The organism is Acetivibrio mesophilus, from assembly GCF_004102745.1.
Classification (GTDB): domain Bacteria; phylum Bacillota; class Clostridia; order Acetivibrionales; family Acetivibrionaceae; genus Hungateiclostridium; species Hungateiclostridium mesophilum.
This window is the reverse complement of sequence record NZ_RLII01000003.1, coordinates 121,082-145,148: the sequence shown is the minus strand read 5'-3', so window position 1 is coordinate 145,148 and position 24,067 is coordinate 121,082. Positions and strand designations below refer to the sequence as shown.

Sequence of the window (24,067 nt, the reverse complement as noted above, 5' to 3'; positions counted from 1 at the left end):
TGATATTTCCAAGTTGTTTTAAATTTCCCATACCATTTTAGCAAAAATTCTACAGGAGAAAAAGCAGTAGATAAATTTATAACTATAACATTAAATAATTTATGCATTAGGGCTTGGCATTTTTTGTGACATAGGGTATAATAAAAATGATAATATAATTAATAGATTTCGCATAATATTATAATTATAAAACACATTAATCTATGCAATAAATATTCTCATCTTATCTGTTTCTCGTTCGTTTATATAAAGGGGTGGTGTTTCGTGGATAATAAAAAGGAAGTATTGGACACAGGTAACGAAGGTGTCAAGGGTCTGATGGAAACTATAGCGTCAAAAGTCTCGGTAGACCAAAGCAAAGAAATGCTGTCAAATTTGAAGGATAGTATAGTGGATAATATTCATGAAAGGACGGAGAGGGCAGCCAGCTTTATTAATTCACTGAAGAAAGATAAGATAAGAAATCTAGAAAGGCTCTTGGATGTTACAAGAAAAGAATTGAAAAAGTCGGACAAGAAGAACTATATTTACATCACTGATGCCGGCAGGATGGTTGTGATAGATAGGGATATGTGGGGAGAACCATGTACAGTTACTGTAAAAGAAGGCAATAGAGTTATGCTAAGACTAGTTAAGTTCTTTAATGATTATCCTTATTTGTTCCCGGTATTCAATGAAAAAAACTTGAACGGTGAGATCATATTCATGACTGACGGTGAAATATGGTATCGCGACAAAGATGTAGCAACCTTAGTTCTGTTTAAAAATGACAAGCCTGATTTTCTCACAATTAATTTAGAAAAAGTTAAGGGTTACAAGGAAAAAGATTTGCTAAAGTATCTGGAAAATTGCAAAATCCTATACCTTGAAAAAAGACTTAATGATTTGCTGTTGGTGGAGAGAAAAATTGCTATCGAGGACATTGTCAGAGTACGTCCGGGCTATGCAATATACAAAAACAGCGAGAGGACATTCACGATACTGCTTTTTGACCAGTTGAAGGCTTTGTGTGATGAGTTTACATTAAGAAAGTTGCCGAATTTAAGCGAAGAGGCGTTGGATGTTCTTTTCACCTTAGATATTGTCGAATACATAAAGTCTAAGGGTTATGCTTTTGAAAACTTTAAGCAGGATAACGATCACATAGAATACTGGCAGGAGATAGGCAGCAAAAGAGTGTGCGTTATGAGGTATAAAATCTGAGTCTGATACAGAAGATTCAAAAAACTACATAACTTGATAAAAATAGTAATGACTAAAGTGCGTCTGATTATCATTAGATGCACTTTTTTATATTAAATACTCTATAAACCAATTATTCTGCTGCATAATACATATCATAAATTTCGTATTTATGTTGATTGTCAAAGTTTTTTCTAGTAAAATATTAATTAATGTTACTAATTTGTGAGGAGAGTTGAGAAAGATGAGTAAAAAGGATGTAACCAAGGTAGTTCTAGATGAGGTAGATATTCCAAAACAATGGTATAATATTGTAGCAGACATGCCTAATAAGCCCGCGCCTTACTTTAGCTCAAAGACTGGTAAATTGGCGACTGTCGATGAACTTCAGGCAATATTCCCATTAGAACTGATTCAACAAGAAAGTTCCGAGGAAAGATGGATTGATATCCCTGATGAAGTTAGAGATATGTACCGTCAATGGAGACCGAGTCCATTGTACAGGGCTAAAGGACTTGAAAAGGTTTTGGGCACCCCTGCAAGAATCTACTATAAGTACGAAGGAACAAATGCGACCGGAAGCCATAAGCTTAACACATCACTGCCGCAGGCTTATTACAACAAGATTGCCGGCATAAAAAGACTTTCTACCGAGACAGGTGCAGGACAGTGGGGAAGTGCGCTGAGCCTTGCATGTAGTTATTTCGGACTTGAGTGTACAGTTTATATGGTTAAGGTTAGTTATGAGCAAAAGCCATACAGGCGTTCGTTTATGAAAACCTTTGGAGCTGAAGTGTTTGCAAGTCCTACCAATCTTACCAGCAGCGGAAGGGCTATTTTGGAGAGAGAGCCTAATTGTACAGGAAGCCTCGGTATTGCAATAAGCGAGGCTGTTGAAGATGCGGCTACCCACAATGATACAAATTATGCATTAGGAAGCGTTTTGAATCATGTATGCTTGCATCAGACTATTATCGGTCTTGAAGCAAAGAAACAGTTGGAGTATCTGGACGAATATCCTGATGTAGTCTTCGCTTGCTGCGGAGGTGGATCAAACTTTGCGGGAATTGCTTTCCCATTCCTTGCGGACAAGCTTAAAGGAACGAATGTTAGAACTGTAGCTGTTGAACCAACTGCCTGTCCTACCCTTACAAAAGGTGTATATGCTTATGATTATTCCGATACAGGTAAGATGGGACCTTTGGCAAAGATGTATACATTGGGTCATGACTTTGTACCTGCGGGAATACATGCAGGCGGCTTAAGATACCACGGGGTTTCATCGATAATCAGTCAGCTTTATGAAGACAAATTGATTGAAGCTAAAGCTTACGGACAGAATTCAGTTTTTGATGCTGCTGTTACTTTTGCAAGGACTGAAGGGATTATTCCTGCTCCAGAGTCTTCCCATGCAATAAAGGCTGCTATCGACGAAGCTTTACTATGCAAAGAATCGGGAGAGTCAAAAGTTATTCTGTTTAATTTGAGCGGACACGGATATTTTGATATGGTGGCCTATGACAACTACTTTGGCGGAAAGCTTAGTGATATAGATTATTCTGAAGAAGCAATCGAGAAGAGCATAAATAACCTGCCGAAGCTTGATTGATTTATTCCGATATATTTTAGATAATAAACCCTGTTTTCAAAGAAAACAGGGTTTATTAATTGTGTGCGCTTACTGTTTGTGGTGTTTTATAAAGTGAAATTCTTGATTTAATGTTATCTTGGCTGAAGCCTCAATTCCATCCAGTCAAAGGCAATCCAATCATTTGGACCTGTATTTGAAGTATTTTCAATTACAACTCTATTGTTTCTTCTCAGATTCGGTACGTTGAAGGTGAGAAGCCTCCAGTTATTAAAACGCTGGCCTGCCGGCGAACCGTGAACTAAAGGAAGCCTGCCTGTATGAACAACAGTACCGTTTATAGTTATTCTGGCAGAGTAGTTTGCTACAGGAACATTTGTGTGGTCATCAAGTACTCCTCGTATAACTAGCTGCGCATTCAAATTGCTCTGTACAAGCAATAAGGGAGGCATATCAAATGTCCATACTCCCCGGTTGCCGGTATATAAAATATCTGCATTGCCGCTGGGGTTTCCGTAGTTTGGATAGCCTGTAAGTTCCTTGAATAGCACAATGGAGGTTTGGACAGGTCTGTTGCTCAATACCGGTTGAGGCTGTCTTTCAATAGCGGGCATGGAGTAAAAGTATAATTCATCAGCGTCCTGAGGCTGCCAGACAGTTGGTGTATATGTTGCGTATGGATCGGATACAAAGGGATAGTAGAAATATGAATCCATAATGATTTCTCCTTTCATATTAAACATAGCTATCTGCTATACATAATATTCGAAAAAGGAGCATTATGTTACTTTACTTACTGATGAGCTTTAACCAGACGTATTGTGTATCTTGTTGTCAAGTCAGGGGAACAATTGATTTCAAAGAGTTCAGGGATTTTGTAATCCTCGGGAAACTTGTCTGGAGAAAATTTTATATTGTAAAGACCCGAAGTAAGCCTAAATACGGCAATACCTTCTTCGTTGGTCACCGAGAAAAACCTGTCGGGATTACTAGATGCTTCCGGATTTTTTGCAGGTGTAGAAGTTGAGACACCTCTATAGGGAGTAAGTTTGCTGTATTGTGTGGGGGTTTCAAAACTGTCTACACAAAGTTCGATGCCTTTTACTGGAAGGTTGTCTTCATCCAGAACTTCAATTTCGGCGATTCCGGTGCTTGGGGTTACTGCATTGTATTTATCAAGATTAACAGTAAGCAGGGTTGTTCCTACTGATTTTAGGTCGTAGAAAAATGGAGACGGCAGAATGTAATCAGTGGACCCGCCCACAGGAGAAAATATTAGGTGGAAGGTTCCTTTTCCCAGTGTAAATTTAACGGTGCCAGCCTCATCGGTTATGCCTGCGATATTATGGTACTTTTCAGGGTTATCTGTTTTGCCGTTTACACTTATTTGAATACCCGAAACTGGGGAATTGTCTTCTATGTCAACAAGTTTAATCTGAAGCGTATAAATTGTATCGTCTTTTGCGGATATTATTTCAGTATAAGAATTTGAATTAGTCAGTCTTGATATCAAATTTGAAAAATTACTAGATTCAAAGTCTTTCTTAAAGGAGTACAGTTCAAAACAAAGAAATGAAAGCGAAAAAACCAGTAATAGTGTTATAACTGTGTATTCCAATAATTTTCTGTGTTTGGCTGAAAGCTTTAATTTAAATATATTTATTAAGCTGAATTTATCCGCAGGACCGTTAAATGAGAGAACTAAAAAAGATACTAGTGTCATGAGGATACCTGAAGCTATGCAAAACACAAATATTGGGATAAGGCAATCCTGAACATAGGATAAAAGGATTTCGGATTTCAGCGGAATGCTTACAGAGAGCATATACATATTCTCGGGAAGGATTTTGTAGGAATACACCATGCAGAATATTGCGGTTATAATATTCAAAATACCGCAAGTCATAAATAATCCGAACAACCATTTTAGCATTTCTTTTAGATTTCTGCTGAATAATAGTGCTTTTAGGAATAACAATACCAGAATCAAAACGCAAAATACCGGTACAAAATCTATGATGAAATAGAGTAGCTTAATAAAAAGTAGCATATCTAAAACATCACTGCGATTTATTGACAACAGTATAGCATTGAGATTGACCCGTTTTATTTTGCTTAAGACATACTCGGAATCTGTAGTATCGGAGATATCTTCTAAAGAATCTTCTTTTACCTCCTTTAGATTTTCTGAAGACAGTGAGTCTGTATCAATAATGATGTCGGGCAAAAAGCTTTTTTCGCCTTTGAAGTATTTGAATAGACCGTCGGCAATTGTATCAATGTTCATTTTAATCATTTCCGGTGAAATGGAGTCCTGAAGTATGGCGAATATTTCTTTTTGTTGGTCGCTAAGTTGTGGCAGTTGGCTGCTTAAATCAATAAATATACTTTGCACCAGATTATTAATCTCACTCTGAGTCTCATAGTAAATATTGTTTTTTTCGAACAAATCCCTGTGAAAATCGGAAGTCATAATGGAGGTACCCAGGTTTATTGACATTACCCAGAGAAAGAGTACCACTCCTGCAAGAGAGGATGTTATAAATAAAACGATGTTTTTTGAATATTTATATAAGTTCTTCATGACATCCTCCTTATTGAAAATTAAAAATGTTTGCTCGTATATAATTATTATCTGAACAATATTATATCATTAAAACAGAAAGATTTGATTAGGTAAAATGTGGGTGTTTCCTTGGTATATAATAAAATGTTTATACTTCATCTACTTGTCTACCATGGTAACAATTTGTATAATATATTTATGCAATTAATTTTAGAAAATAATTTAGAAGTTCCGCAAACTGGCTGAAGTGTAAAAATATTGAGAAATTAAGTAAAAGAAAGTATTAACGGTAGCCACGCTTTTTATAGCTCATTTTTTGTGAAAGGCTTGAAGTTAAGTGTTTGGAGAATAAAATAATATTTGAAATTGAAGGGGAGGAGTTTTATTCATGAAGACAGTAAATCTTAAGAAAGTGATGAAAAAAAGTACTCTTTATTATACCTATGCTGGAGTAGGAATTGGTGTTATATTGTTCTTTGTTTGTACTTTTAATCATAACGTTCCGGTTTATATTAATAAAACGGCTTATTACGGAATATTAGCAGGTTTGTTAGGATTAATATCTTCGCCAATTATATTTGCAATTGTAGGTGTAATCCATTCTATCATACTATGGTATCCTATAATGTGGATATATAGAAGAATCAGTAGCAAAGTAAGGCTACAGAAACAGACTGGTGCATGACATTTTTACATAAGCTTTATCGAACGATATATGGAGTAAATTTAAATTAATAAGTGACGGACATAGATATACGTGATTCTCGCTAATTACGCTGGTGATCAGTTCCGAAATAAATCGAATAGACAGGAGGATTATTATGAAAGCATCTGACTTAAAAGAATATGTAATTGGTTTATTTGATGAAACCAAGCTGACGGTTGAGGGAGAGTTCGGATTCTATGTTGATGATACCCTCGAGATCAAGAAAATCGGTTATGCCACCAATTTAACCCCTGAAACAGTAAAAAGTGCCGTTATGCAAGGTGTTAATCTAATAATTTCACACCATGATGCATGGGAGTTTATATATGGAATGAAGGATTATTGTATTGACGCTCTTAAGAAATACAACATATCTCACTTTTATTTTCATATGCCTTTGGATGATGCAGACTTTGGAACAAACGTCTCTTTTATGAATAGAATCGGTTTATATAATTTGGATAAGGTAAATTTGCAAAGTGGACATTTTTATTGTGGGCGGATTGGAGAACTTGAGAAACCGATAGATTTTGAGGTATTGATATCTAAAGTGGAAGATATATTGGGTGAGAAGGTTAAGAGTTGGAAAAATAACGACAGGAAGATCAAAAAGATAGGTTTTATGTCAGGGGCAGGGCACATGACTTCCGATATAAAGGAACATGTGGAGCATAACTGCGATGTCTTAATAACAGGAGAAAAGACACTGTATACAGTTCAATATTGTGAGTTTGCCGGAATAAATCTTATTGTTGGCAGTCATACATATACAGAAATATTCGGGGTGCAGAGTTTATGCGAAAAAATTAAAGATGGATACCCTGATATCGATATCATAAGATTAAATGAAGAACATAAGGAATGATCGGAGAATTGTGGATTACCGTTGCGTTTTGCTAAGAATTTTAAGCAAATATCAGAAGATAAGAAGAAAAAAGTAATTGATTGTAATATACATATAGCTTACATAAATACCACATAGTTTATTATTGTGTGCTGCTATTAAGGCTGATTTAGTTAAGCAATTTAATAAAAGTGAGGACATAAAATGGCTATAATAGAAACCGATAGATTAATACTAAGGAGATTTTCTCCCGATGATTGGAAGGATTTATATGAATATCTTTCTAAAGAACAAGTAGTAAGATATGAGCCATACGGTATTTTTACGGAAGAAGATTGTAAAAATGAAGCTGTTAAACGTTCATCAAATGAAGCTTTTTGGGCTGTATGCTTAAAAGTCAATAATAAACTGATAGGCAATGTTTATTTTAATCAACAGGAACCAAAGGAATTTTCAAACTGGGAAATTGGATACGTTTTTAATCCTCAGTATTATGGTAACGGATATGCCACAGAAAGCTGTAAGGCAGTTATCGATTATGGATTCAAAAAGTTGAAGGCACGTAGAATAGTTGCTATGTGCAATCCGGAAAACATAGCATCATGGAAGCTGTTGGAACGCTTAGAAATGAGGAGAGAGGGACATTTACTTAAAAATATATTTTTTAAACGGGATGAGATGGGCGAATGCATTTGGGTTGATACATATGAATATGCAATCTTAAAAGATGAATGGTATGGTTTATAGGAACTAAAAGGAGAAAGAATTATGAAAGAAAATTACCCGTTTCGAATTGACGAAGCAACCGGTACTGCTTATGCCTGGTTTACAAGGAGGGCAATATGATAACAAAAGAACCGACCCCAGAAATTCTTGGAGAATGGAAATCTATTTGGATGCAGTATAAAGATATACTAAAACCAAACAGAAAATCAGGGCAGGAGTTACTTGAATATCTGCAAAATAAATATATCTTGACCGAGATACATGAAAAAAGAGCTACGGATGCAATCATTTATAATGTTACCATGAATAAGGTTTATGAAGAAAAACTACCGGAAGGTAAAACTCCAATTCCAAGAGCTTTTTATCTTGAGAACGCAGGTAATGGTGAAGTTTTTTATCGGGATGAGAATAAAGACTCGATGGATATTTGGGGTGGGGATATTACCAAGATTTTTGTTGGCATTGATGAAGTGACAGGTTTTTTCATGGTAGAAGGAAGTACAATGCTTTGGGATGAAATGTGTGCTTTTTGTGGAGTTGACGAAAAAGACCTTCAAAATTTTGTATGTGTTGCAGAATATATTAATGCCTTGAAAAGGTTTGATTTATTGAAGGATATATTACCTGAATAGAATGGGAATACCCCAATGAGGAAAGTTAAAAGCCGCCACTTCCTGAATTCTTTCTGTGAAGGGCGGCAATTGTTGATTATATTGAAACTTCTATCAATTTAGTCTTTTGCGGCATCTCCAGCTTCAACCTTCCTTAGCGAAATAGCGTAGAAAGAAAACGGATAAGCATCAAAACGCTGAATACTGCCTTTACCCTTTAGGATACCGTCACTAAACAATGAATATGCGTATGGGGTGGTTGTAGATCCTTCCCGGTCCACAAGCCATATATTTTCACGACCTTGTATAAATCCCTTGACATCTGACCCATAGGACCCATTAGAAGAGAACGCATCATATCCGCTGTATCCTCCGAAGGTCGGAGGCAAGTATAGATAATGCTTATTGTTGGGATAATAGTAGCAAAAGGTTCCGAAGGTATGTTCATCAGAATGAATAAAAACATCTTCTGAAGTTACACTCTCATTAACATAATCGCAAACTTCTTTCATCGGGCCGTTAAATCTTAGCGAAATAACCATACTGTTTTGTGAAATTGCAACAACCAGTAATGCCAAGCAAACAAATATTGAAGCCCCTTTATTATTCATCATAGATATTCCATATACAAAGGCTAAAACAAACAATCCTACAACAGGAAATATGTATCTTTCAACCAAAAGTGGCCTGATTACATTGGATAGAACAATAGCACCTATCAAAGTTAATGAGTATACCAGTGCTGCAAGCAAAGACATTAATCCTTGCTGCTTGCGTTTTATTATAGAAAATACTAATCCCCATAGTATGAATACTACTGCACAAATAAAATACGTCTTAGCCTCTCTAAATTCCCAAAATTTTGCTCTGAACGGATACATTAAGGTTTGCCAGATAACATTACTTGTGACAGGTGGTATCCAGAAAGATTTACTAACTTTTTTTGCCTGATTGAATAATATAAAAATCCATGGAGAATAACACAATACTACAGCTCCTGCAGTAATTGAATAACTTAGTAAATTCTTTTTTTCTTTTTTTATTATGAATTTGGCAAGTAGCCAAACAAAAAGCAGAGCATTTAAAATAGTCACAGCAAGCAGAGCATAATAATGAGTAAAAGCAGATGCTAACGTAGTTAGTCCAAATTTAACCCAATCGGATGTTTTGCCCTGTTGCACCGCAAGATACCCATATAGAGCACTGGCAGTAACAAAGAAAGCTGCCCATGTATACATTCTGGTTTCTTGCCCAATTGACAGGCTTATGGGGACAGCGATTACACAGAATGAGTATATCATACCTGTGAATTTGTCAAATATTCGCCTTACCGGTCCTGTGCCAAGGGCCGCCAAGGCCAGTACTCCTAATACCGATAAAAGTCTTAAAGCAGATTCTGTGCGTCCAAATACAATACTAAAAATTTTGAGCATTATAAAATATAAAGGTGGGTGACTGTCACTTGCAGTGATTCTAATAATATCAGGTATTGAATTGTTGATAATGGCGGCAGAATAAGATTCATCATACCACAAGGTTTCATGACCGATTCCTATTGTCAGATACCAGAGCCCTGCCAGAAAGATAATGGTCCAGATGATAATAGACTTAAAATCGAATTTAGAAATCTTAGAATTCATAGAAAATATCATCTCCTTTATTATCGATACCTACAAAACTTGAGTTTTGCAAATCTCTGGAAAGTTAATGATTGATAAATTCATTATAGCATAGAATATCATTAAAATATCAATATGGTAAAAATATTTTTTCCATGCTTTCTATTCAAAGATATGGTTAATAAGATACTATTATGTTATAATAAAAATATAGCAATTCTATATAATTCTGCTTTTACATTTGAAACGACAGAATTTAAGTCCATCGTTTTTTGTAAATCAGTTCCGAATCAGAGTATTTTATATTTAATTCAGTAATATATATGGAAATATGAAACTTATACGGTAGTCAACCATATAAAGTAATATCATAATTCTATTTTTCATTATTTAGAATTTAGTGATGGTATCAATATTAATAGGTTGAAAAAGGCTTTGATCATGGAAGGAAGAAACATATTTCAACGAATATTCCAGAAGAAAGAGGGGGAATAAGCATGGAAAAACGAGATTTCTCAAGCATTATACGTAAGGACAGAGAAGAACACAAGAGTAAAAGGTTTGAAGGAACATTCCTTGAGTACCTCGATATTGTGAAAGAAAACCCCGAGATTACAATGCTTGCACATCAAAGAATGTATCAGCTCATCACAAAACCGGGTGTAAGCATAATACAAACCGATGAAAATCCCAGACTTCGAAGGATTTATGGAAATGATGTCATAAAAAAGTATAAGTTTTTTGATGATGAGTTTTTTGGAATCGATAAAACAATCATGAAAATAGTTAGGTATTTCCATTCTGCAGCTATGGCAGGAGAAGAAGCAAGACAGGTGCTTTACTTGGTAGGACCGGTTGGTGCAGGTAAGTCATCGTTGATGGAAGCCATAAAACGTGCGTTGGAAATGAGTCCTTCTATTTATGCATTGAAGGGATGTCCGATGAGGGAGGAACCTTTGCATCTTGTTCCAAAACATCTGAGAAAGGAATTTGAAGACATATTAAATGTCAGGATAGAAGGGGATCTGTGCCCTGTTTGCCGCTATAGGCTAAAAAATGAGTTTAATGGAGAATATGAAAAGTTTCCTGTTGAGACGGTGGATTTTTCTATCAGGTCAAGAAAAGGAATCGGAGTAGTACCTCCCGTTGACCCCAACAATCAGGACACATCGGTTCTTATAGGCAGTGTTGACATATCCAAGATAGATTTGTATCCGGAAGATGACCCTAGAGTTCTTTCGTTAAATGGTGCATTCAATGTTGGAAACCGCGGTATTGTTGAATTTATAGAAGTGTTTAAAAATGAGACGGAGTATCTGCATACGATGATTACGGCTACTCAGGAGAAATCGATTCCATCGCCCGGAAAAGGTTCGATGATATACTTTGACGGTATAATTCTTGCCCATTCCAATGAGGCGGAATGGAACAAGTTTAAGTCCGACCACACCAACGAAGCAATCCTTGATAGAATTGTAAAAATCGAGGTTCCGTATTGTCTGGAACTCAACGAAGAAATAAAAATATATGAAAAAATACTGAAGAAGAGTAAGTTTGACGCTCATATAGCACCCCACACCATTGAGATTGCTTCAATGTTTGCAATACTGACAAGACTTGCGCCCTCAAACAAGGTGGACCCTATAACCAAGCTCAAGATATACAACGGCGAGGAAGTAATTGAAAAAGGTATGACCAGAAAAATAGATATTTTCGAACTGAAGGAAGAGGCGCAGAGAGAAGGAATGACCGGTATTTCCACCAGATTTATTATGAAGGCGCTGGATACAACACTGTCGGAGTCCGATCATAACTGCATTAACCCTATTTCGGTTATGGAGACACTGGTTAAATCGGTAAAGGATCTGGCAATCGGCGAGGAAGAAAGGGAGAGATATCTAAGGTTTGTGCAGGACAGTATAAGAAAAGAGTACAACAAGATTTTAGAAAAGGAAATTACAAAGGCGTTTATTCATGGTTATAGGGAACAGGCGGAAAGCCTCTTTAACAACTACCTTGATCATGCAGAGGCCTTTGTGAACAAGACCAAGATAAAGGATAGGAATACAGGAGAAGAGCTTGAACCAGATGAGAAGTTCCTAAGATCCATAGAAGAGCAAATAGGAATTACGGATACTTCTGCAAAGGGATTTAGAGCGGATGTTACAGCATATATGTTCTACGTTCTAAGAAATGGAGGTAAGCTTGACTTTAGCAGCTACGAGCCTTTGAAGGAGGCTATAGAAAAGAAGCTTACAGCATCAGTCAAGGAGCTCAGCAGAGTTATTACACAGGCAAAGGTAAGGGACAAAGAGCAGGGCGAAAAGTACGATACAATGGTTGAAGAGATGAAAAAGAATGGATACTGCGACCATTGCTGCAATGTTATTTTGAAGTATGCGGCTAACAATTTGTGGAAGGATTAAACCCCTTAATCCAGCAAAAACAAACCGGGGGTGATATAGATGGCTATTTTCAGGGAATATGTCAACAGCGGCAGGGACCGGGCAGCTGAAGACAGGCGGCGCCACAAGGAATTGGTTGAAGAATCTATAAAAAAGAATATTGGCAATATCATTGCAGAGGAAAGCATCATCGGACAGAGCAAGGACAAAAAAATAAAAATACCCATAAAGGGTATTAAGGAATACCAGTTTGTATACGGAAAAAACGGTCCTTCTGCCGGTTCTGGGGATGGAAGTGAAAAGCGCGGAGAAAAAATCGGTGGGGAGAAGGCAGGTAAAAAAGGGCAGGGATCCGGGCAGGCTGGAAATCAGGAAGGGGAAGAGATTTATGAGACAGAGATTACCATTGAGGAACTCATAAATTATCTGTTTGATGATATGAACCTTCCGGATATAGATAAAAAGAAGATTGCAGAACTAGAATCCATCAGAAGCTATAAAAACCTTGGCTATCAGCGAAAAGGCATACCTCCAAGGCTTGCCAAGAAGCGTTCCGTTATTGAAAAAATAAAAAGAAAGCAAGGATATCTAAGAAATAATAGAAGCTTAATCGATTCGGAAGAAGAAAGAGAAGAAGATGATATAGTACAGAACATAGAAGATGACAGCAAAAAGAGATTTCCTTTTAGTGAGGATGATTTGCGATATAGGAGAGTTCGAGAAGATCGCAAGAAGGACTTTAATGCGGTGGTTATCTGTATTATGGACGTTTCCGGTTCTATGGATCAGACAAAAAAATACCTGGCCAGGAGCTTTTACTTCCTGCTGTACCAGTTTATTAAATTAAAATATGCCAATGTTGATGTTGTTTTCATAGCCCATACTACCACTGCGAAAGAAGTCAATGAAAACGAGTTTTTCCATAGGGGTGAATCGGGGGGGACGTATATCAGCAGCGGCTATGAAAAGGCGCTAGAAATAATCGAGCAGAGATATAACCCTAATAGCTGGAATATATATGCTTTTCACTGCAGTGACGGCGACAACTGGTCTGAGGACAATAAAAGAGCTGTTGAACTCGGGCAAAAGCTTTGCGATATTTGCAATTTGTTCGGATACGGTGAAATAGTTCCGGGCTATTATTCTTCCGGCAGTACAATTAAAAATGAGTTCCAGAAAAGTATCAAAAGGAAGAACTTTTCTATCATTACAATGACCAGTAAGGATGACGTGCTTCCGGGATTAAAGAAGCTCCTTGAAAAAGAGGGAGAGTAACGGATGCAAATGGGGGTGAAAAGATGACTGAATACAGCATGCAGGAATTACTTGAATGGAATGAGAAAATAGAAGAGATAGCCCGTGCCGAAGGCCTTGATTATTATGAGCAAGAGTTTGAAATATGTAGCTACGAGGATATGATTGGCTATGAAACCTATGTAGGTATGCCTTCGCACTACCCTCATTGGAGCTATGGAAAGAACTATGAGCGAACCAAAACCCTTCACAAATACAATTTAACCGGATTGCCTTATGAGATGGTTATAAACTCGGACCCGTGCATAGCCTATCTTATGAAAGACAATACACTGCTTTTGCAGATATTGACTATAGCCCATGTTTACGGGCACAACGACTTTTTTAAGAACAACCGGCTTTTTAAACTTGGCACAAGGGCCAAAGACACGGTAGAGATGTTTAAAAACCATGCAAATAGGATTCGAGAGTATATACAAGACCCGGGGATAGGTTATGCCAAAGTGGAAAAAATACTGAACGCTGCTCATGCTATAAAGTATCAGATATCGCGCAATATCGGTGTAAAGGTACTGTCCCAGGAAGAGAAAAGAAGGGAGATGCTCCAAAGGTATAGAAGGCCTAAAAGCGAGTATCCTCTGCTAGAGCCTAGGCCAAAAGATGAGGAAGTGCCTCCGGATTTTAAGAAGATTCCTGTTGAACCCGAAGAGGATATGCTTTTGTTTATTATGAAGTACAGTAAGCTCTCAGAATGGGAGCGGGATATTCTTAGCATTGTTAGAGAGGAGACACTGTATTTTCTTCCTCAGATTGAGACCAAGATAATGAATGAAGGATGGGCAAGCTTTTGGCATTATAACATATTAAATAAGCTAAACCTTGAACAAGGACTTCATTTAGAGTTTTTAAAAAGGCACAATCAAGTTATAAGGCCCCTCTTAGGACAGTTGAATCCTTATTATATTGGATTTAAAATTTTTGAAGACCTAAGAAAAAGGCATGAAGACAACCCGCAGATAATATTTGAAGTAAGAGAAATTGAAAGGGATCAGTCCTTTATAAGAAGGTATCTTACCCGGGAGCTTTGTGAGGAAATGAATCTCTTTGAATATACCAAGATCGGCAGCAGCTATATCATAACAGAAGTATCTGACGAAGAAGGTTGGGAAAGTATAAGAGATACAATAGCAAATAGTGTGGGGCTTTCCGGCATACCTGTTATAAAGGTGTCGGAATGGGTGCAAAAGGACAATACACTGATTTTAGAACATGAATATGATGGCAGGGAAATTGAATTGAGTTATGCATATGAGACCTTGAAACATATAGTTGATCTCTGGGACGGAAAGGTCATGCTCATTACAAACATTGATAATAAAAGAAAGCTCATTATATGTGACGAGGAAAAAAGAGTTGCTTTAATGGACGCTTAAGTGAATTAAAACAGTTCTTTCCGACCTCAAGACTTGGGTCAGAAGGGACTGTTTTTTTTTGGTGCCTTTTGCTTGCATTTTTATTTCTGGACATCGAATTCTTGTAGGTGTAGAATATCTTAATATAAGCTTCTAAAAAATCAAATAAGGGGCAGGATCATTTTGGATAATCTTAAACATTCTGAAAAATACCCGTATTCTTTTATTTTATTCTATTCCTTGCTTTATATGGGATTTGCTGTCTTTAGCGTATTTATGCCTGTGTATCTGGATGAGCTGGGTTACGACAATACTGATATAGGAACATTACTTTCGATAAGCTCCTTTGTCGGTCTTTTTGCTCAACCCATGTGGGGCGTAATAAGTGACCGAGCAAAAGCGAAGAACAATGTACTAAAAACCTTAGTGCTTTTTAGCAGCCTAGGCACTTTGCTGTTTGGTATTTCGGGCAATTACTATTATATATTCGCGGTAATGGTTGTTTATGCCTTTTTTCAGACACCTATTGTTCCGATAGGGGATGCTATTACATTGGAATATATTACTGCTACCCGATGGAAATATGGTCCTATAAGGCTTGCGGGAACATTGGGGTATGCAGTTATGGCAGTTCTTGCAGGGGTATTGACAAAGAAAAATGTCAACGGGATTTTCCTTATATGCTTTGTAATGGGGATTATGACGTTTTTGACAATATTCAGGATGCCGACTGTAAAGGGGCATCAGTCAAATCAGAATAAGCTTTCCATACTTGAGCTTTTCAAGAATCGGGAGCTTGTGCTGCTTATTGGGCTTACAATTGCTGTTCATACTTCCATAGGTTTTTATAATTCCTTCTTTTCAATTTACTACAAAAGCATGGGTGCAGATAACACCATTATTGGATGGGCGATATTTATTGCATCGATAAGCGAAGTACTTTTTCTTATTATTGGCGATGGCATAATAAAACGATTGGGAATTAAACTGACACTGTTCGGGGCCGCATTTGTATCGATTATAAGATGGGCGGCATTCGGTTTGGTTGACAACATTTATGTGATACTTGCACTCCAAATTCTTCATGGTTTTACATTTATAGTTTTGGCCTATTCCATGTCAATCTATATAAATAACGAAGTTCCTAGTGAATTGAAGGCATCAGGACAGACTATAAATGCTGTTGTAGGTGTGGGGTTGTCTAAAATAATTGGAAGTATAGGCGGAGGTGCACTCAGTGACTTTATTGGAATAAGACAGGTATTTTTCGCCAATGCTCTAATTATTCTTGTTTGGATTGTTGTTTTTGGTGCAATATTTTTCGTAAGGTCAAAAAGAGAAAAACTTGCCAGAATGTGATCTATCCGGTTTTGTGCGTCTTTTTTGGAAAAGTAACCTTGTCTTTTTGTGTCAATATATGATACTATAATTTAGTGTATGTTTAATTTATGGTAATAAATAAAACAATAGATTTATAAGAAAAATACATACTGTATAATACTATATCCTCAAGGAGGTTGAAAATGGACAATATCTACGAAAAAGCTTTAGAAACTGCCTCGTTTATTAAAGGGATAATAAAGGAAACGCCGCAGATTGCTGTTGTCCTCGGTTCGGGTTTGGGTCCTTTGGCGGATGAGATTGAAAGCAGCATTGAGATTGATTATAAGGATGTACCGAACTTTCCATTGACTACAGTTGAAGGACATGCCGGCAAATTTGTATACGGACTTTTGGGAAACCGTCGCGTAATTGCCATGAAGGGGCGTTTTCATCACTATGAAGGATATGATGTTTCCCAGATTGTTTTTCCAGTCAGGGTCTTCAAAATGCTGGGAATAGACAATCTTATTGTCACAAATGCTTCTGGTGGAATAAACAGAAATTTTAAACCGGGAGATCTGATGATTATCAAAGATCACATAAGCTTTTTTGCTCCATCCCCATTAAGAGGCAAAAATATAAATGAGTTTGGATTAAGGTTTCCGGACATGAGCAAAGCATACAGTCCGAAACTTATTGAAATATGCAAGAAGGCCGCTTCGGATGTAGGGGTAAATGTCAAAGAAGGAGTCTATGCTTTCGCCCAAGGTCCTATGTATGAGACGCCTTCAGAGATAAAGGCCCTTGGTATATTGGGAGCCGATGCCGTCGGTATGTCTACGGTTCCAGAAGTTATTGCCGCTCGACATGCCAATATGAATGTGTTGGGAATTTCGTGCATAACCAATATGGCAGCAGGAATTCTCGATCAACCGTTAAATCATGAAGAGGTTATGAGAACAGCAAAAGAAGCCGAAAATAATTTCACTCTTTTGGTTAAAAGAGTAATATCTGCCTGGGAGGTATAAAATATGAAAAGTGTTATTCGCGATATTAGCCTTGCAAAATCCGGTAAGCAGAAAATTAATTGGGTAAGGAAAAACATGCCGCTTCTAAGAAGCCTTGAGGAAGAGTTTTCAAAAACAAAGCCTTTTGACGGAATAAGGATTACGGTATCTGTCCATCTTGAGGCAAAAACGGCGTATTTGGCAAAGCTCCTTGCTATAGGAGGTGGAGAAGTCTCCGTAACGGGAAGCAACCCATTATCGACTCAGGATGATGTCGCTGCTGCCCTCGTGGAAGACGGACTCGATGTTTACGCATGGTATAATGCTACAGATGAGGAGTTTAACGAGCACTTGAACCTTGCATTGGGATACAAGCCAAACATCATTATTGATGATGGAGGAGATCTTATACATTTATTGCACACTAAAAGGACCGAGCTTCTGCCTCATGTAATGGGGGGATGTGAGGAGACCACAACAGGTGTTATAAGGCTTAAGGCAATGGAAAAAGAAGGGGTATTGAGATTCCCTATGGTGGCAGTAAATAATGCCTACTGCAAGTATTTGTTTGACAATAGATACGGTACGGGACAATCGGTGTGGGATGGCATAAACAGAACCACCAATCTCATCGTGGCCGGAAAAAATGTTGTTGTAGTCGGCTACGGATGGTGCGGTAAGGGCATTGCCATGAGAGCTAAGGGATTGGCTGCCAATGTTATTGTATGTGAGGTTGATCCTATAAAGGCGGCTGAGGCTATCATGGACGGATACAAGGTTATGCCTATGGAAGATGCGGCAAGGATAGGTGATCTGTTTATTACCGTGACCGGTTGCAGCAGGGTAATACATCGTGACCATTTCAAAGTAATGAAGGATGGAGCTATACTATGCAATGCCGGACATTTCGATGTTGAAGTCAGTGTGGCGGAGCTGGAAGAAATGGCTGTCCGTAAGGAAGAACAGCGCAAGAACATTATGGGATACATGATGGAAGATGGCAGATGGATAAATCTTCTTGCAGAAGGAAGACTTGTGAATCTTGCCGCTGGAGACGGGCATCCGGCAGAAATTATGGACATGAGCTTTGCTCTTCAGGCGTTGAGTGCAGAGTATGTGCTCAAGAATTATTCAAATCTCGGGAAAAAGGTGCTGGACGTGCCTGAGGAAATTGACAGAAGGGTTGCGTTAATGAAGCTGAAATCCTGGGGAGTAACAATAGATGAACTTACCGAGGAACAGAAAAAATATCTGGATAGTTGGTGCTAAATTAACCGGAAATATTAATAGTTGATGTATTAGTATATAAAGGAGACTTATTTCTGTGAATATATTGATAAAGAATGCCGACATTATTACCTGCAATGATTCAAAGAATGTGTTGCACGATGCGTTTTTGGGCATAAAGGATGGTTATATTGACTTTATAGATACTAATGAAGACACTGCGAGGGACTTTAGGGCCGACCAAGTCATTGACGCTAAAGGAAAAGTGGTTATGCCGGGCTTTGTAAATGCCCATACCCACAGCGGAATGACAATACTTAGGAATTTTGGAAATGACCTTGCCTTGGAGGAATGGCTTTTTGGCAATGTGCTTCCCGTAGAAGAAAAGCTTACACCGGAAGATATATATTGGGGCACGTTGTTGGGAATAGCTGAGATGATAAGGACAGGTACCACCACCTTTGCTGACATGTATCTTCACATGGAAGAGGTGGCAAAGGCCGTTTCGGAGACGGGCATAAGGGCGAACCTTTGCAGAAGTCCCCTTAAAGACGGCAATGGAAGTGTGGATGATGCTATTCGCTGTTTTGAATATTTCAAAAAGTGGAACAACAGCTTTAATGGAAGAATAAAGGTCTATGTTGAGGTTCATTCAGTTTACCTTTTTGATGAGCCTTCATTGAGGATGTCGGCAGAAATTGCAAAACAGATCAATACAGGCATTCATATACATGTGCTGGAGACATTGAAAGAGCGGGAAGACAGCATCAAAAAGTATGGAATGAGTCCTGCGGAAATTTGCTATGAGACCGGGATTTTTGATGTTCCGGTAATAGCAGCCCACTGTGTGCATTTGTCCGACAGGGATATGGAGATAATCAAGGAGAAGGGTGTGAATGTAATTCACAATCCCACCAGCAATTTAAAGCTGGGCAGTGGAATAGCGAAAGTAGATGAGATGCTTAAAAATGGTATCAACGTAGCTTTAGGAACGGATGGTGCGGCAAGCAATAACAACCTTAACATGATGGAGGAGATGCATCTGGCGGCGCTGATACATAAAGGGGTTCACATGGATCCTACATTGATTGGCGCTTCCAGTGCACTAAAGATGGCAACTGTAAACGGAGCAAAGGCACTTGGATTTGAAGGTGAGATTGGAGAGGTTTCAAAGGGAATGAAGGCCGACCTGATCCTTATAGATATGGATAAAGCTCATTTGTGTCCCGTAAACGACATTGCTGCGGCTGTAGTATATTCTGCTCAGGCTGCGGATGTTGATACGGTAATAATTGACGGCAATATTGTCATGGAAAAGGGAGAGCTTAAGACTATAGATGAGGAAAAGGTAAAGTTTAATGTAAAGGAAATAGCAAAAAAAGTGCTGAAATAATGAAAAATAATAAGACATTAATGGATGATATGGCGGTTTTGGCTTTGATTAGCGGAAAAAATAGAAAGTATTGTTCTTGACAAAATAATTTTTTGGAATTAATATTTTAATATAAGTCAAATAATGTAATACGCCGATGCCACCATGGCTCAGTTGGTAGAGCAGCGCATTCGTAATGCGCGGGTCGGCGGTTCGAGTCCGCCTGGTGGCTCCATTCATTAAGAAATAAAGACGCTTGAGTTTTTTCAGGCGTTTTTATTTTTTTATATCATTTGTAGGGAACATAATTATATTTATTGTCGTCTATAATATTAGCAATGAAAAATAATGGAGGTTATCTTATGAAAAAGAAAGTTATAGGAAGTTTTATATTACCGATGGCAATAACTTCAGTTTTTACCGCTACATCATTTGCAGAAACAGCAAATATAATGCCCGTATCAGCTAAAGATGTGGAAGTTATGCCCATAAGCTATCAAATGAAGCATTGGTCTGAAGGTTTTATAGATCAATTGTCAAAGAACTACGATGTTATGGAAGTATTTGGCGGGAAGAATTTAAATTCTATTATTGAAGCAAAGGATTTTGACAAACTGGTAAAGCTTGTGTTAGACGAAAACTACAACGGTTCACCGGATTCAGTGACAAGAGAAGCTGTTGTTCATGAATTGATGCAAATATGGGCTGACAAAACAGGAAAGGATCTTGATAAAATACCCGTAATTAAAATGCTTATCTATGTAGATTTGGGAGAAGTGGACACAAAATATTATCAGTCTATTATGGTAGCGTATATGAAAGATGTAGCTAAAGGAAGAGGCGAAGGCATTTTTGACCCCAAGACCAGCGTTACATATGGTGAATTGGCTACCTTGATATTTAATACTGCTGAGTCTATAGAAAAAGAGAAGGAAGCTAATGTTCAGCCAATAGCCAAGGAGAGATTTGAAACCAGAGGAAATTATGAAATAAAGGATGACAAGGTAGTATTTGATTTTGAGTTAATGAGTCATTATACGGAAGCAAAGGAGCTGATGTTTGGTTCCGGTCAGCAGTTTGAAGTGACTATCACCGATGAGAAAGGCAACGAAGTATATAGATTTTCCGAGGGTAAATTCTTTACACTGGCGCTAGTACCAAAAACCATTAACCCGGGTGAAGCTATAAAATGGCAGGATGAATGGGATATGACAGATAAAGAGGGAAACAAGCTGACAACGGGTAAATACCAGGCAAAGATTGAAATTATGGTTATACAGGGCGAAGAAGAAGAAAAGATTGAGGAAAGCCAGCTGTCAACAGTAGTAGAGTTTGAATTGGGCGTTAGTGAAAAGAGTGATATTATAGAATCGGAATTGGCTAAGGAAATTATCAAAGAAACAGCAGACAAGCTCATTAATGCAATAAGTGTGAAGGATGCCAAAACTATTTCAGAACTCACCCATCCGGTTAAGGGCGTGAGGTTTACTCCTTATACTTATGTTTCATTGGAAAATGATTTGGTTTTCAAAAAAGACGAGATTCAAAATTTCTTTGAGGATAAAAAGGATTACTTATGGGGGCAGTATGACGGTACCGGAGATGATATTTCTCTAACTCCCGGTGAATATTATGAAAAGTTCATATACCCGGCAGATTTTAAAGATGCTGAAAAGATAGGATACAATGAGGTGTTAAGCAGCGGAAACATGCTTGAAAACCAGTTTGAAGTATATGATAATCCTATAGTAGTAGAGTATTACTTCTCAGGATTCAACCCCGATTATGAAGGCCTTGATTGGAGAAGTCTTAGATTGGTATTTGAAGAGTATGAGGGCACCTGGTATCTTGTGGGTATCATAAACAATCAGTGGACTATTTAACAGTCAAAATATATAAGAATTCTGTAGCCTGGCGGATATGCATTATCTGCCGGGCTTGTTTTATGTTCCGGTAGATATTTGATGGCAAATTATGCTATTATTTTTATGAAGAATAGAATATAATAAAGGGATGTAGCTTGCTTCTTTTTAATGGATTTTAAGCTGAGGATAGATTATACTTTGAGATTGGAGAAAAGTTTTGAATAAGTCGATAAGATATTAGGGCAATAAGATATGAAAGGCAGTGGAATGATATGGTGAATACACTTATATTTGATTTTGACGGAACAATAGTTGATTCAGTGGGAATAGGAATTGAAATATATAATGAAATAGCTGAAGAATATAATTTCAAAAAGTTAAATCCATCCGATCTTATAGAGTTGGGTAAATTGCCTATTGCTAAGAAATGCAATGTTCTTGGTATAACTTTAGCACAGATACCTTTATTGGCACATAAGGTAAATGAGAAATTTAAAGATAATATATCTAAGATAAAGGTATTTGATAAAATGAAAGAGGTATTGCATACTCTTGACAAAGAAAAATATAGTTTACATATTATATCATCAAATACAGAAAGTACAATAAAAGAGGTATTGCAAAGAAATGACTTGGATATATTCAAGAGTATATATTCTTCAAAAAATATTTTTGGGAAGCATCACGTTATAAATTCCTTTATCAAAAAAAACAGCCTTGATAAAGATGATATATTATATATAGGCGACGAGCTAAGGGATATTGAGGCATGTAAGAAAGCCAAGGTGAAGATAATTTCTGTCACATGGGGGTTCGAATCGCCCGATCTTCTACTGACGGGCAATCCGGATTTTTTAGCCAAAGACCCCACAGATATCATAAGAATAATTAAGAATATAAATAATCAATAACTATACTTTAAGGGGATTGTTCAGCGATTGATGACGGCTTTGTTGCTTCAATCAGTGTTTTGTTTCTGTACATTAAAATGCTCTGTAGAGCCATCAGCGCACCTGTGGCAATAAGCAAAAATTCTATTTTAATTCTGTCCGACAGTGGACCAAAAACAAGCATTGCCATTGGCATCATAATGCTCGATATCATTGAAAGAACTCCAAATACCCTTCCTAAATAATCCTCTTCAACTTTCTCCTGCAATAAAACTGTAGATGTTGTATTAAAGAAAGGCACCGAAACTCCTGTTAAAAGCATGAAAAACAGGTAAATCCACATGATGGGAACAATTCCCAAGGCAAAGGTGCAACATCCTATCACAAGATTTGCTAGCGCCATGGTAAAAAGCTTGTTTTTAAATCCTCCCCAAGATGCAATGGTAATACCACCTAGCATCATGCCTACAGAAAAGGTGATTTCAACTGCTGCAAGATGCAAAACATCATCGCTGAAACTACGTGCCACCTGGAGAGGCGTTAGAAAGGCAGCGGGTGAAATCAATAGAAAGAAGGATGTGCTGTATAAAAAGAATGTCTTAAGAAAACTGTGGTTTTTGATGTACGAAAGACCTTTTTTCATATCACTCCAATAACTGGCTTCCTGTTTGCTTAAAGCCTTTGCATGAACAGGAACGTGTAAAAACAACATAAGTATTATAACAGCTATGGCTGCGGTGAAAACGTCAATAAGGAATATTGTTTCAATTGGAGCATAAGACATGATGGCAGCACTAATCATAGGGGATATTAGCATAACAAGAGATTGTATACTGCTGTTTGTAGCATTTATACTGGTAAGATTGTCCTTAGAGACAAGCTGCGGTATAAATGCATTTATGGCCGGTGTTTGAATTCCCGACCCAAAGGCTCGTATGGCAGACATTACAAAGAGAAGCCCTAAGGAGTCATAGCCCATAAAAAACAATAGAGCCAAAACCAATGTTGATATTGCAATCAATGAGTCTGACAGAATAATAAGAATTTTTCTGTTATAGCGGTCGGCCCATACGCCCCCAAAGGGCGAAAGAAAAAAGGTAGGCAGAAAACCACATATAATTGATATGGTCATCATTACACCGGATTGAGTTTTTAGTGTGATATACCATGTTATTGCATACTGTACCAGCGAAGTACCGAAAAGTGATATGGTCTGGCTGGCCAAAAAAAGTACTATATTCTTATTCCACTTATCTCTCATATTCTATGTTTTCTCCTATACTGCAAAATTTATTAAGTATTAAGGTTATCCTATATTACTATAACATAGACAAGGGTGTCAAGAATTGTATTGCTTATTTACTACTTTATTTATTTTTTGCATATTCAAAGCATATTAAACTATGATAAAATAATATGCATATATCTAAAACATAGATAAACGCATACCGAGAAAAATATGGAGGCGAA

Annotated in this window: 19 protein-coding genes and 1 tRNA gene; 16 read left to right on the top strand and 4 right to left on the bottom strand. The window is 37.5% G+C overall.

Going from position 1 to position 24,067, the window contains the following annotated elements; genetic code table 11:
- The first annotated feature begins 264 nt into the window (after positions 1 to 264).
- Positions 265 to 1,203, top strand: a complete 939-nt coding sequence (locus EFD62_RS04345) for a hypothetical protein (RefSeq protein WP_069193341.1) — start codon at positions 265 to 267, stop codon at positions 1,201 to 1,203.
- A 223-nt stretch (positions 1,204 to 1,426) separates the two neighbouring features.
- Positions 1,427 to 2,791, top strand: coding sequence for a TrpB-like pyridoxal phosphate-dependent enzyme (locus EFD62_RS04340; RefSeq protein WP_069193342.1), 1,365 nt, complete (start codon positions 1,427 to 1,429; stop codon positions 2,789 to 2,791).
- A gap of 113 nt (positions 2,792 to 2,904) precedes the next feature.
- Here EFD62_RS04340 and EFD62_RS04335 read toward each other — a convergent pair whose 3' ends face one another.
- On the bottom strand, positions 2,905 to 3,486 hold the full coding sequence (locus tag EFD62_RS04335) for a hypothetical protein (RefSeq protein WP_069193343.1): 582 nt from the start codon (positions 3,484 to 3,486) through the stop codon (positions 2,905 to 2,907).
- A 77-nt stretch (positions 3,487 to 3,563) separates the two neighbouring features.
- The gene (locus tag EFD62_RS04330; RefSeq protein WP_128705794.1) at positions 3,564 to 5,354 is read right to left on the bottom strand and encodes a hypothetical protein; all 1,791 of its coding nucleotides are present in this window, start codon (positions 5,352 to 5,354) and stop codon (positions 3,564 to 3,566) included.
- 370 nt (positions 5,355 to 5,724) lie between these two features.
- Between EFD62_RS04330 and EFD62_RS04325 the strand changes: the two genes are divergently transcribed.
- The 4 genes from EFD62_RS04325 to EFD62_RS04310 all read left to right on the top strand — a co-directional run bounded on the left by EFD62_RS04325 (position 5,725) and on the right by EFD62_RS04310 (position 8,244).
- Positions 5,725 to 6,021: a hypothetical protein gene (locus EFD62_RS04325; protein WP_069193345.1), complete on the top strand. Its 297-nt coding sequence runs from the start codon at positions 5,725 to 5,727 to the stop codon at positions 6,019 to 6,021.
- Between the two features lie 136 nt (positions 6,022 to 6,157).
- A complete protein-coding gene (locus EFD62_RS04320; protein WP_069193346.1) occupies positions 6,158 to 6,907 on the top strand; it encodes a Nif3-like dinuclear metal center hexameric protein in 750 nt (249 codons plus the stop codon).
- Positions 6,908 to 7,090: 183 nt separating this feature from the next.
- Positions 7,091 to 7,633, top strand: a complete 543-nt coding sequence (locus EFD62_RS04315) for a GNAT family N-acetyltransferase (RefSeq protein ID WP_069193347.1) — start codon at positions 7,091 to 7,093, stop codon at positions 7,631 to 7,633.
- Between the two features lie 95 nt (positions 7,634 to 7,728).
- Positions 7,729 to 8,244, top strand: coding sequence for a hypothetical protein (locus EFD62_RS04310; RefSeq protein WP_069193348.1), 516 nt, complete (start codon positions 7,729 to 7,731; stop codon positions 8,242 to 8,244).
- A gap of 98 nt (positions 8,245 to 8,342) precedes the next feature.
- Here the strand turns inward: EFD62_RS04310 and EFD62_RS04305 are convergent, their stop codons facing one another.
- Positions 8,343 to 9,863 carry a glycosyltransferase family 39 protein gene (locus EFD62_RS04305; RefSeq protein ID WP_069193349.1) on the bottom strand — a complete coding sequence of 507 codons (1,521 nt, stop codon included), beginning with the start codon at positions 9,861 to 9,863 and terminating at the stop codon, positions 8,343 to 8,345.
- 476 nt (positions 9,864 to 10,339) lie between these two features.
- Between EFD62_RS04305 and EFD62_RS04300 the strand changes: the two genes are divergently transcribed.
- From EFD62_RS04300 to EFD62_RS04255, 10 genes are all read left to right on the top strand, one after another.
- The gene (locus EFD62_RS04300; RefSeq protein ID WP_069193350.1) at positions 10,340 to 12,268 is read left to right on the top strand and encodes a PrkA family serine protein kinase; all 1,929 of its coding nucleotides are present in this window, start codon (positions 10,340 to 10,342) and stop codon (positions 12,266 to 12,268) included.
- A gap of 39 nt (positions 12,269 to 12,307) precedes the next feature.
- Positions 12,308 to 13,522, top strand: a complete 1,215-nt coding sequence (gene yhbH / locus EFD62_RS04295) for a sporulation protein YhbH (RefSeq protein ID WP_128705793.1) — start codon at positions 12,308 to 12,310, stop codon at positions 13,520 to 13,522.
- A 23-nt stretch (positions 13,523 to 13,545) separates the two neighbouring features.
- Positions 13,546 to 14,934, top strand: a complete 1,389-nt coding sequence (locus EFD62_RS04290; RefSeq protein ID WP_128705792.1) for a SpoVR family protein — start codon at positions 13,546 to 13,548, stop codon at positions 14,932 to 14,934.
- A 162-nt stretch (positions 14,935 to 15,096) separates the two neighbouring features.
- The gene (locus EFD62_RS04285) at positions 15,097 to 16,272 is read left to right on the top strand and encodes an MFS transporter (RefSeq protein ID WP_235832562.1); all 1,176 of its coding nucleotides are present in this window, start codon (positions 15,097 to 15,099) and stop codon (positions 16,270 to 16,272) included.
- 164 nt (positions 16,273 to 16,436) lie between these two features.
- Positions 16,437 to 17,264: a purine-nucleoside phosphorylase gene (locus EFD62_RS04280; RefSeq protein WP_069193354.1), complete on the top strand. Its 828-nt coding sequence runs from the start codon at positions 16,437 to 16,439 to the stop codon at positions 17,262 to 17,264.
- 3 nt (positions 17,265 to 17,267) lie between these two features.
- On the top strand, positions 17,268 to 18,512 hold the full coding sequence (locus tag EFD62_RS04275) for an adenosylhomocysteinase (protein ID WP_069193355.1): 1,245 nt from the start codon (positions 17,268 to 17,270) through the stop codon (positions 18,510 to 18,512).
- Between the two features lie 55 nt (positions 18,513 to 18,567).
- The gene (locus EFD62_RS04270) at positions 18,568 to 19,863 is read left to right on the top strand and encodes an amidohydrolase (protein WP_069193356.1); all 1,296 of its coding nucleotides are present in this window, start codon (positions 18,568 to 18,570) and stop codon (positions 19,861 to 19,863) included.
- Between the two features lie 138 nt (positions 19,864 to 20,001).
- Positions 20,002 to 20,077 (top strand) — tRNA-Thr (locus tag EFD62_RS04265).
- 127 nt (positions 20,078 to 20,204) lie between these two features.
- Positions 20,205 to 21,725, top strand: a complete 1,521-nt coding sequence (locus tag EFD62_RS04260; RefSeq protein WP_128705791.1) for a BsuPI-related putative proteinase inhibitor — start codon at positions 20,205 to 20,207, stop codon at positions 21,723 to 21,725.
- A gap of 254 nt (positions 21,726 to 21,979) precedes the next feature.
- Entirely contained in the window at positions 21,980 to 22,618 is a 639-nt protein-coding gene (locus EFD62_RS04255) for an HAD-IA family hydrolase (protein WP_069193357.1), read from the top strand.
- A 7-nt stretch (positions 22,619 to 22,625) separates the two neighbouring features.
- On the opposite strand, the gene EFD62_RS04250 is transcribed toward EFD62_RS04255, so the two are convergent.
- Positions 22,626 to 23,858 carry an MFS transporter gene (locus tag EFD62_RS04250; RefSeq protein ID WP_069193358.1) on the bottom strand — a complete coding sequence of 411 codons (1,233 nt, stop codon included), beginning with the start codon at positions 23,856 to 23,858 and terminating at the stop codon, positions 22,626 to 22,628.
- Positions 23,859 to 24,067 lie beyond the last annotated feature (209 nt).

Bases quoted from the DNA above. Each gene is read 5' to 3' on its own strand.
- EFD62_RS04315 (WP_069193347.1), top strand. From the start codon at position 7,091: ATGGCTATAATAGAAACCGATAGATTAATACTAAGGAGATTTTCTCCC.
- EFD62_RS04280 (WP_069193354.1), top strand. From the start codon at position 16,437: ATGGACAATATCTACGAAAAAGCTTTAGAAACTGCCTCGTTTATTAAA.
- EFD62_RS04325 (WP_069193345.1), top strand. From the start codon at position 5,725: ATGAAGACAGTAAATCTTAAGAAAGTGATGAAAAAAAGTACTCTTTAT.
- EFD62_RS04335 (WP_069193343.1), bottom strand. From the start codon at position 3,486: ATGGATTCATATTTCTACTATCCCTTTGTATCCGATCCATACGCAACA.
- EFD62_RS04310 (WP_069193348.1), top strand. From the start codon at position 7,729: ATGATAACAAAAGAACCGACCCCAGAAATTCTTGGAGAATGGAAATCT.
- EFD62_RS04305 (WP_069193349.1), bottom strand. From the start codon at position 9,863: ATGAATTCTAAGATTTCTAAATTCGATTTTAAGTCTATTATCATCTGG.
- EFD62_RS04340 (WP_069193342.1), top strand. From the start codon at position 1,427: ATGAGTAAAAAGGATGTAACCAAGGTAGTTCTAGATGAGGTAGATATT.
- EFD62_RS04320 (WP_069193346.1), top strand. From the start codon at position 6,158: ATGAAAGCATCTGACTTAAAAGAATATGTAATTGGTTTATTTGATGAA.
- EFD62_RS04255 (WP_069193357.1), top strand. From the start codon at position 21,980: ATGGTGAATACACTTATATTTGATTTTGACGGAACAATAGTTGATTCA.
- yhbH (WP_128705793.1), top strand. From the start codon at position 12,308: ATGGCTATTTTCAGGGAATATGTCAACAGCGGCAGGGACCGGGCAGCT.
- EFD62_RS04290 (WP_128705792.1), top strand. From the start codon at position 13,546: ATGACTGAATACAGCATGCAGGAATTACTTGAATGGAATGAGAAAATA.
- EFD62_RS04275 (WP_069193355.1), top strand. From the start codon at position 17,268: ATGAAAAGTGTTATTCGCGATATTAGCCTTGCAAAATCCGGTAAGCAG.
- EFD62_RS04250 (WP_069193358.1), bottom strand. From the start codon at position 23,858: ATGAGAGATAAGTGGAATAAGAATATAGTACTTTTTTTGGCCAGCCAG.
- EFD62_RS04300 (WP_069193350.1), top strand. From the start codon at position 10,340: ATGGAAAAACGAGATTTCTCAAGCATTATACGTAAGGACAGAGAAGAA.
- EFD62_RS04330 (WP_128705794.1), bottom strand. From the start codon at position 5,354: ATGAAGAACTTATATAAATATTCAAAAAACATCGTTTTATTTATAACA.
- EFD62_RS04260 (WP_128705791.1), top strand. From the start codon at position 20,205: ATGAAAAAGAAAGTTATAGGAAGTTTTATATTACCGATGGCAATAACT.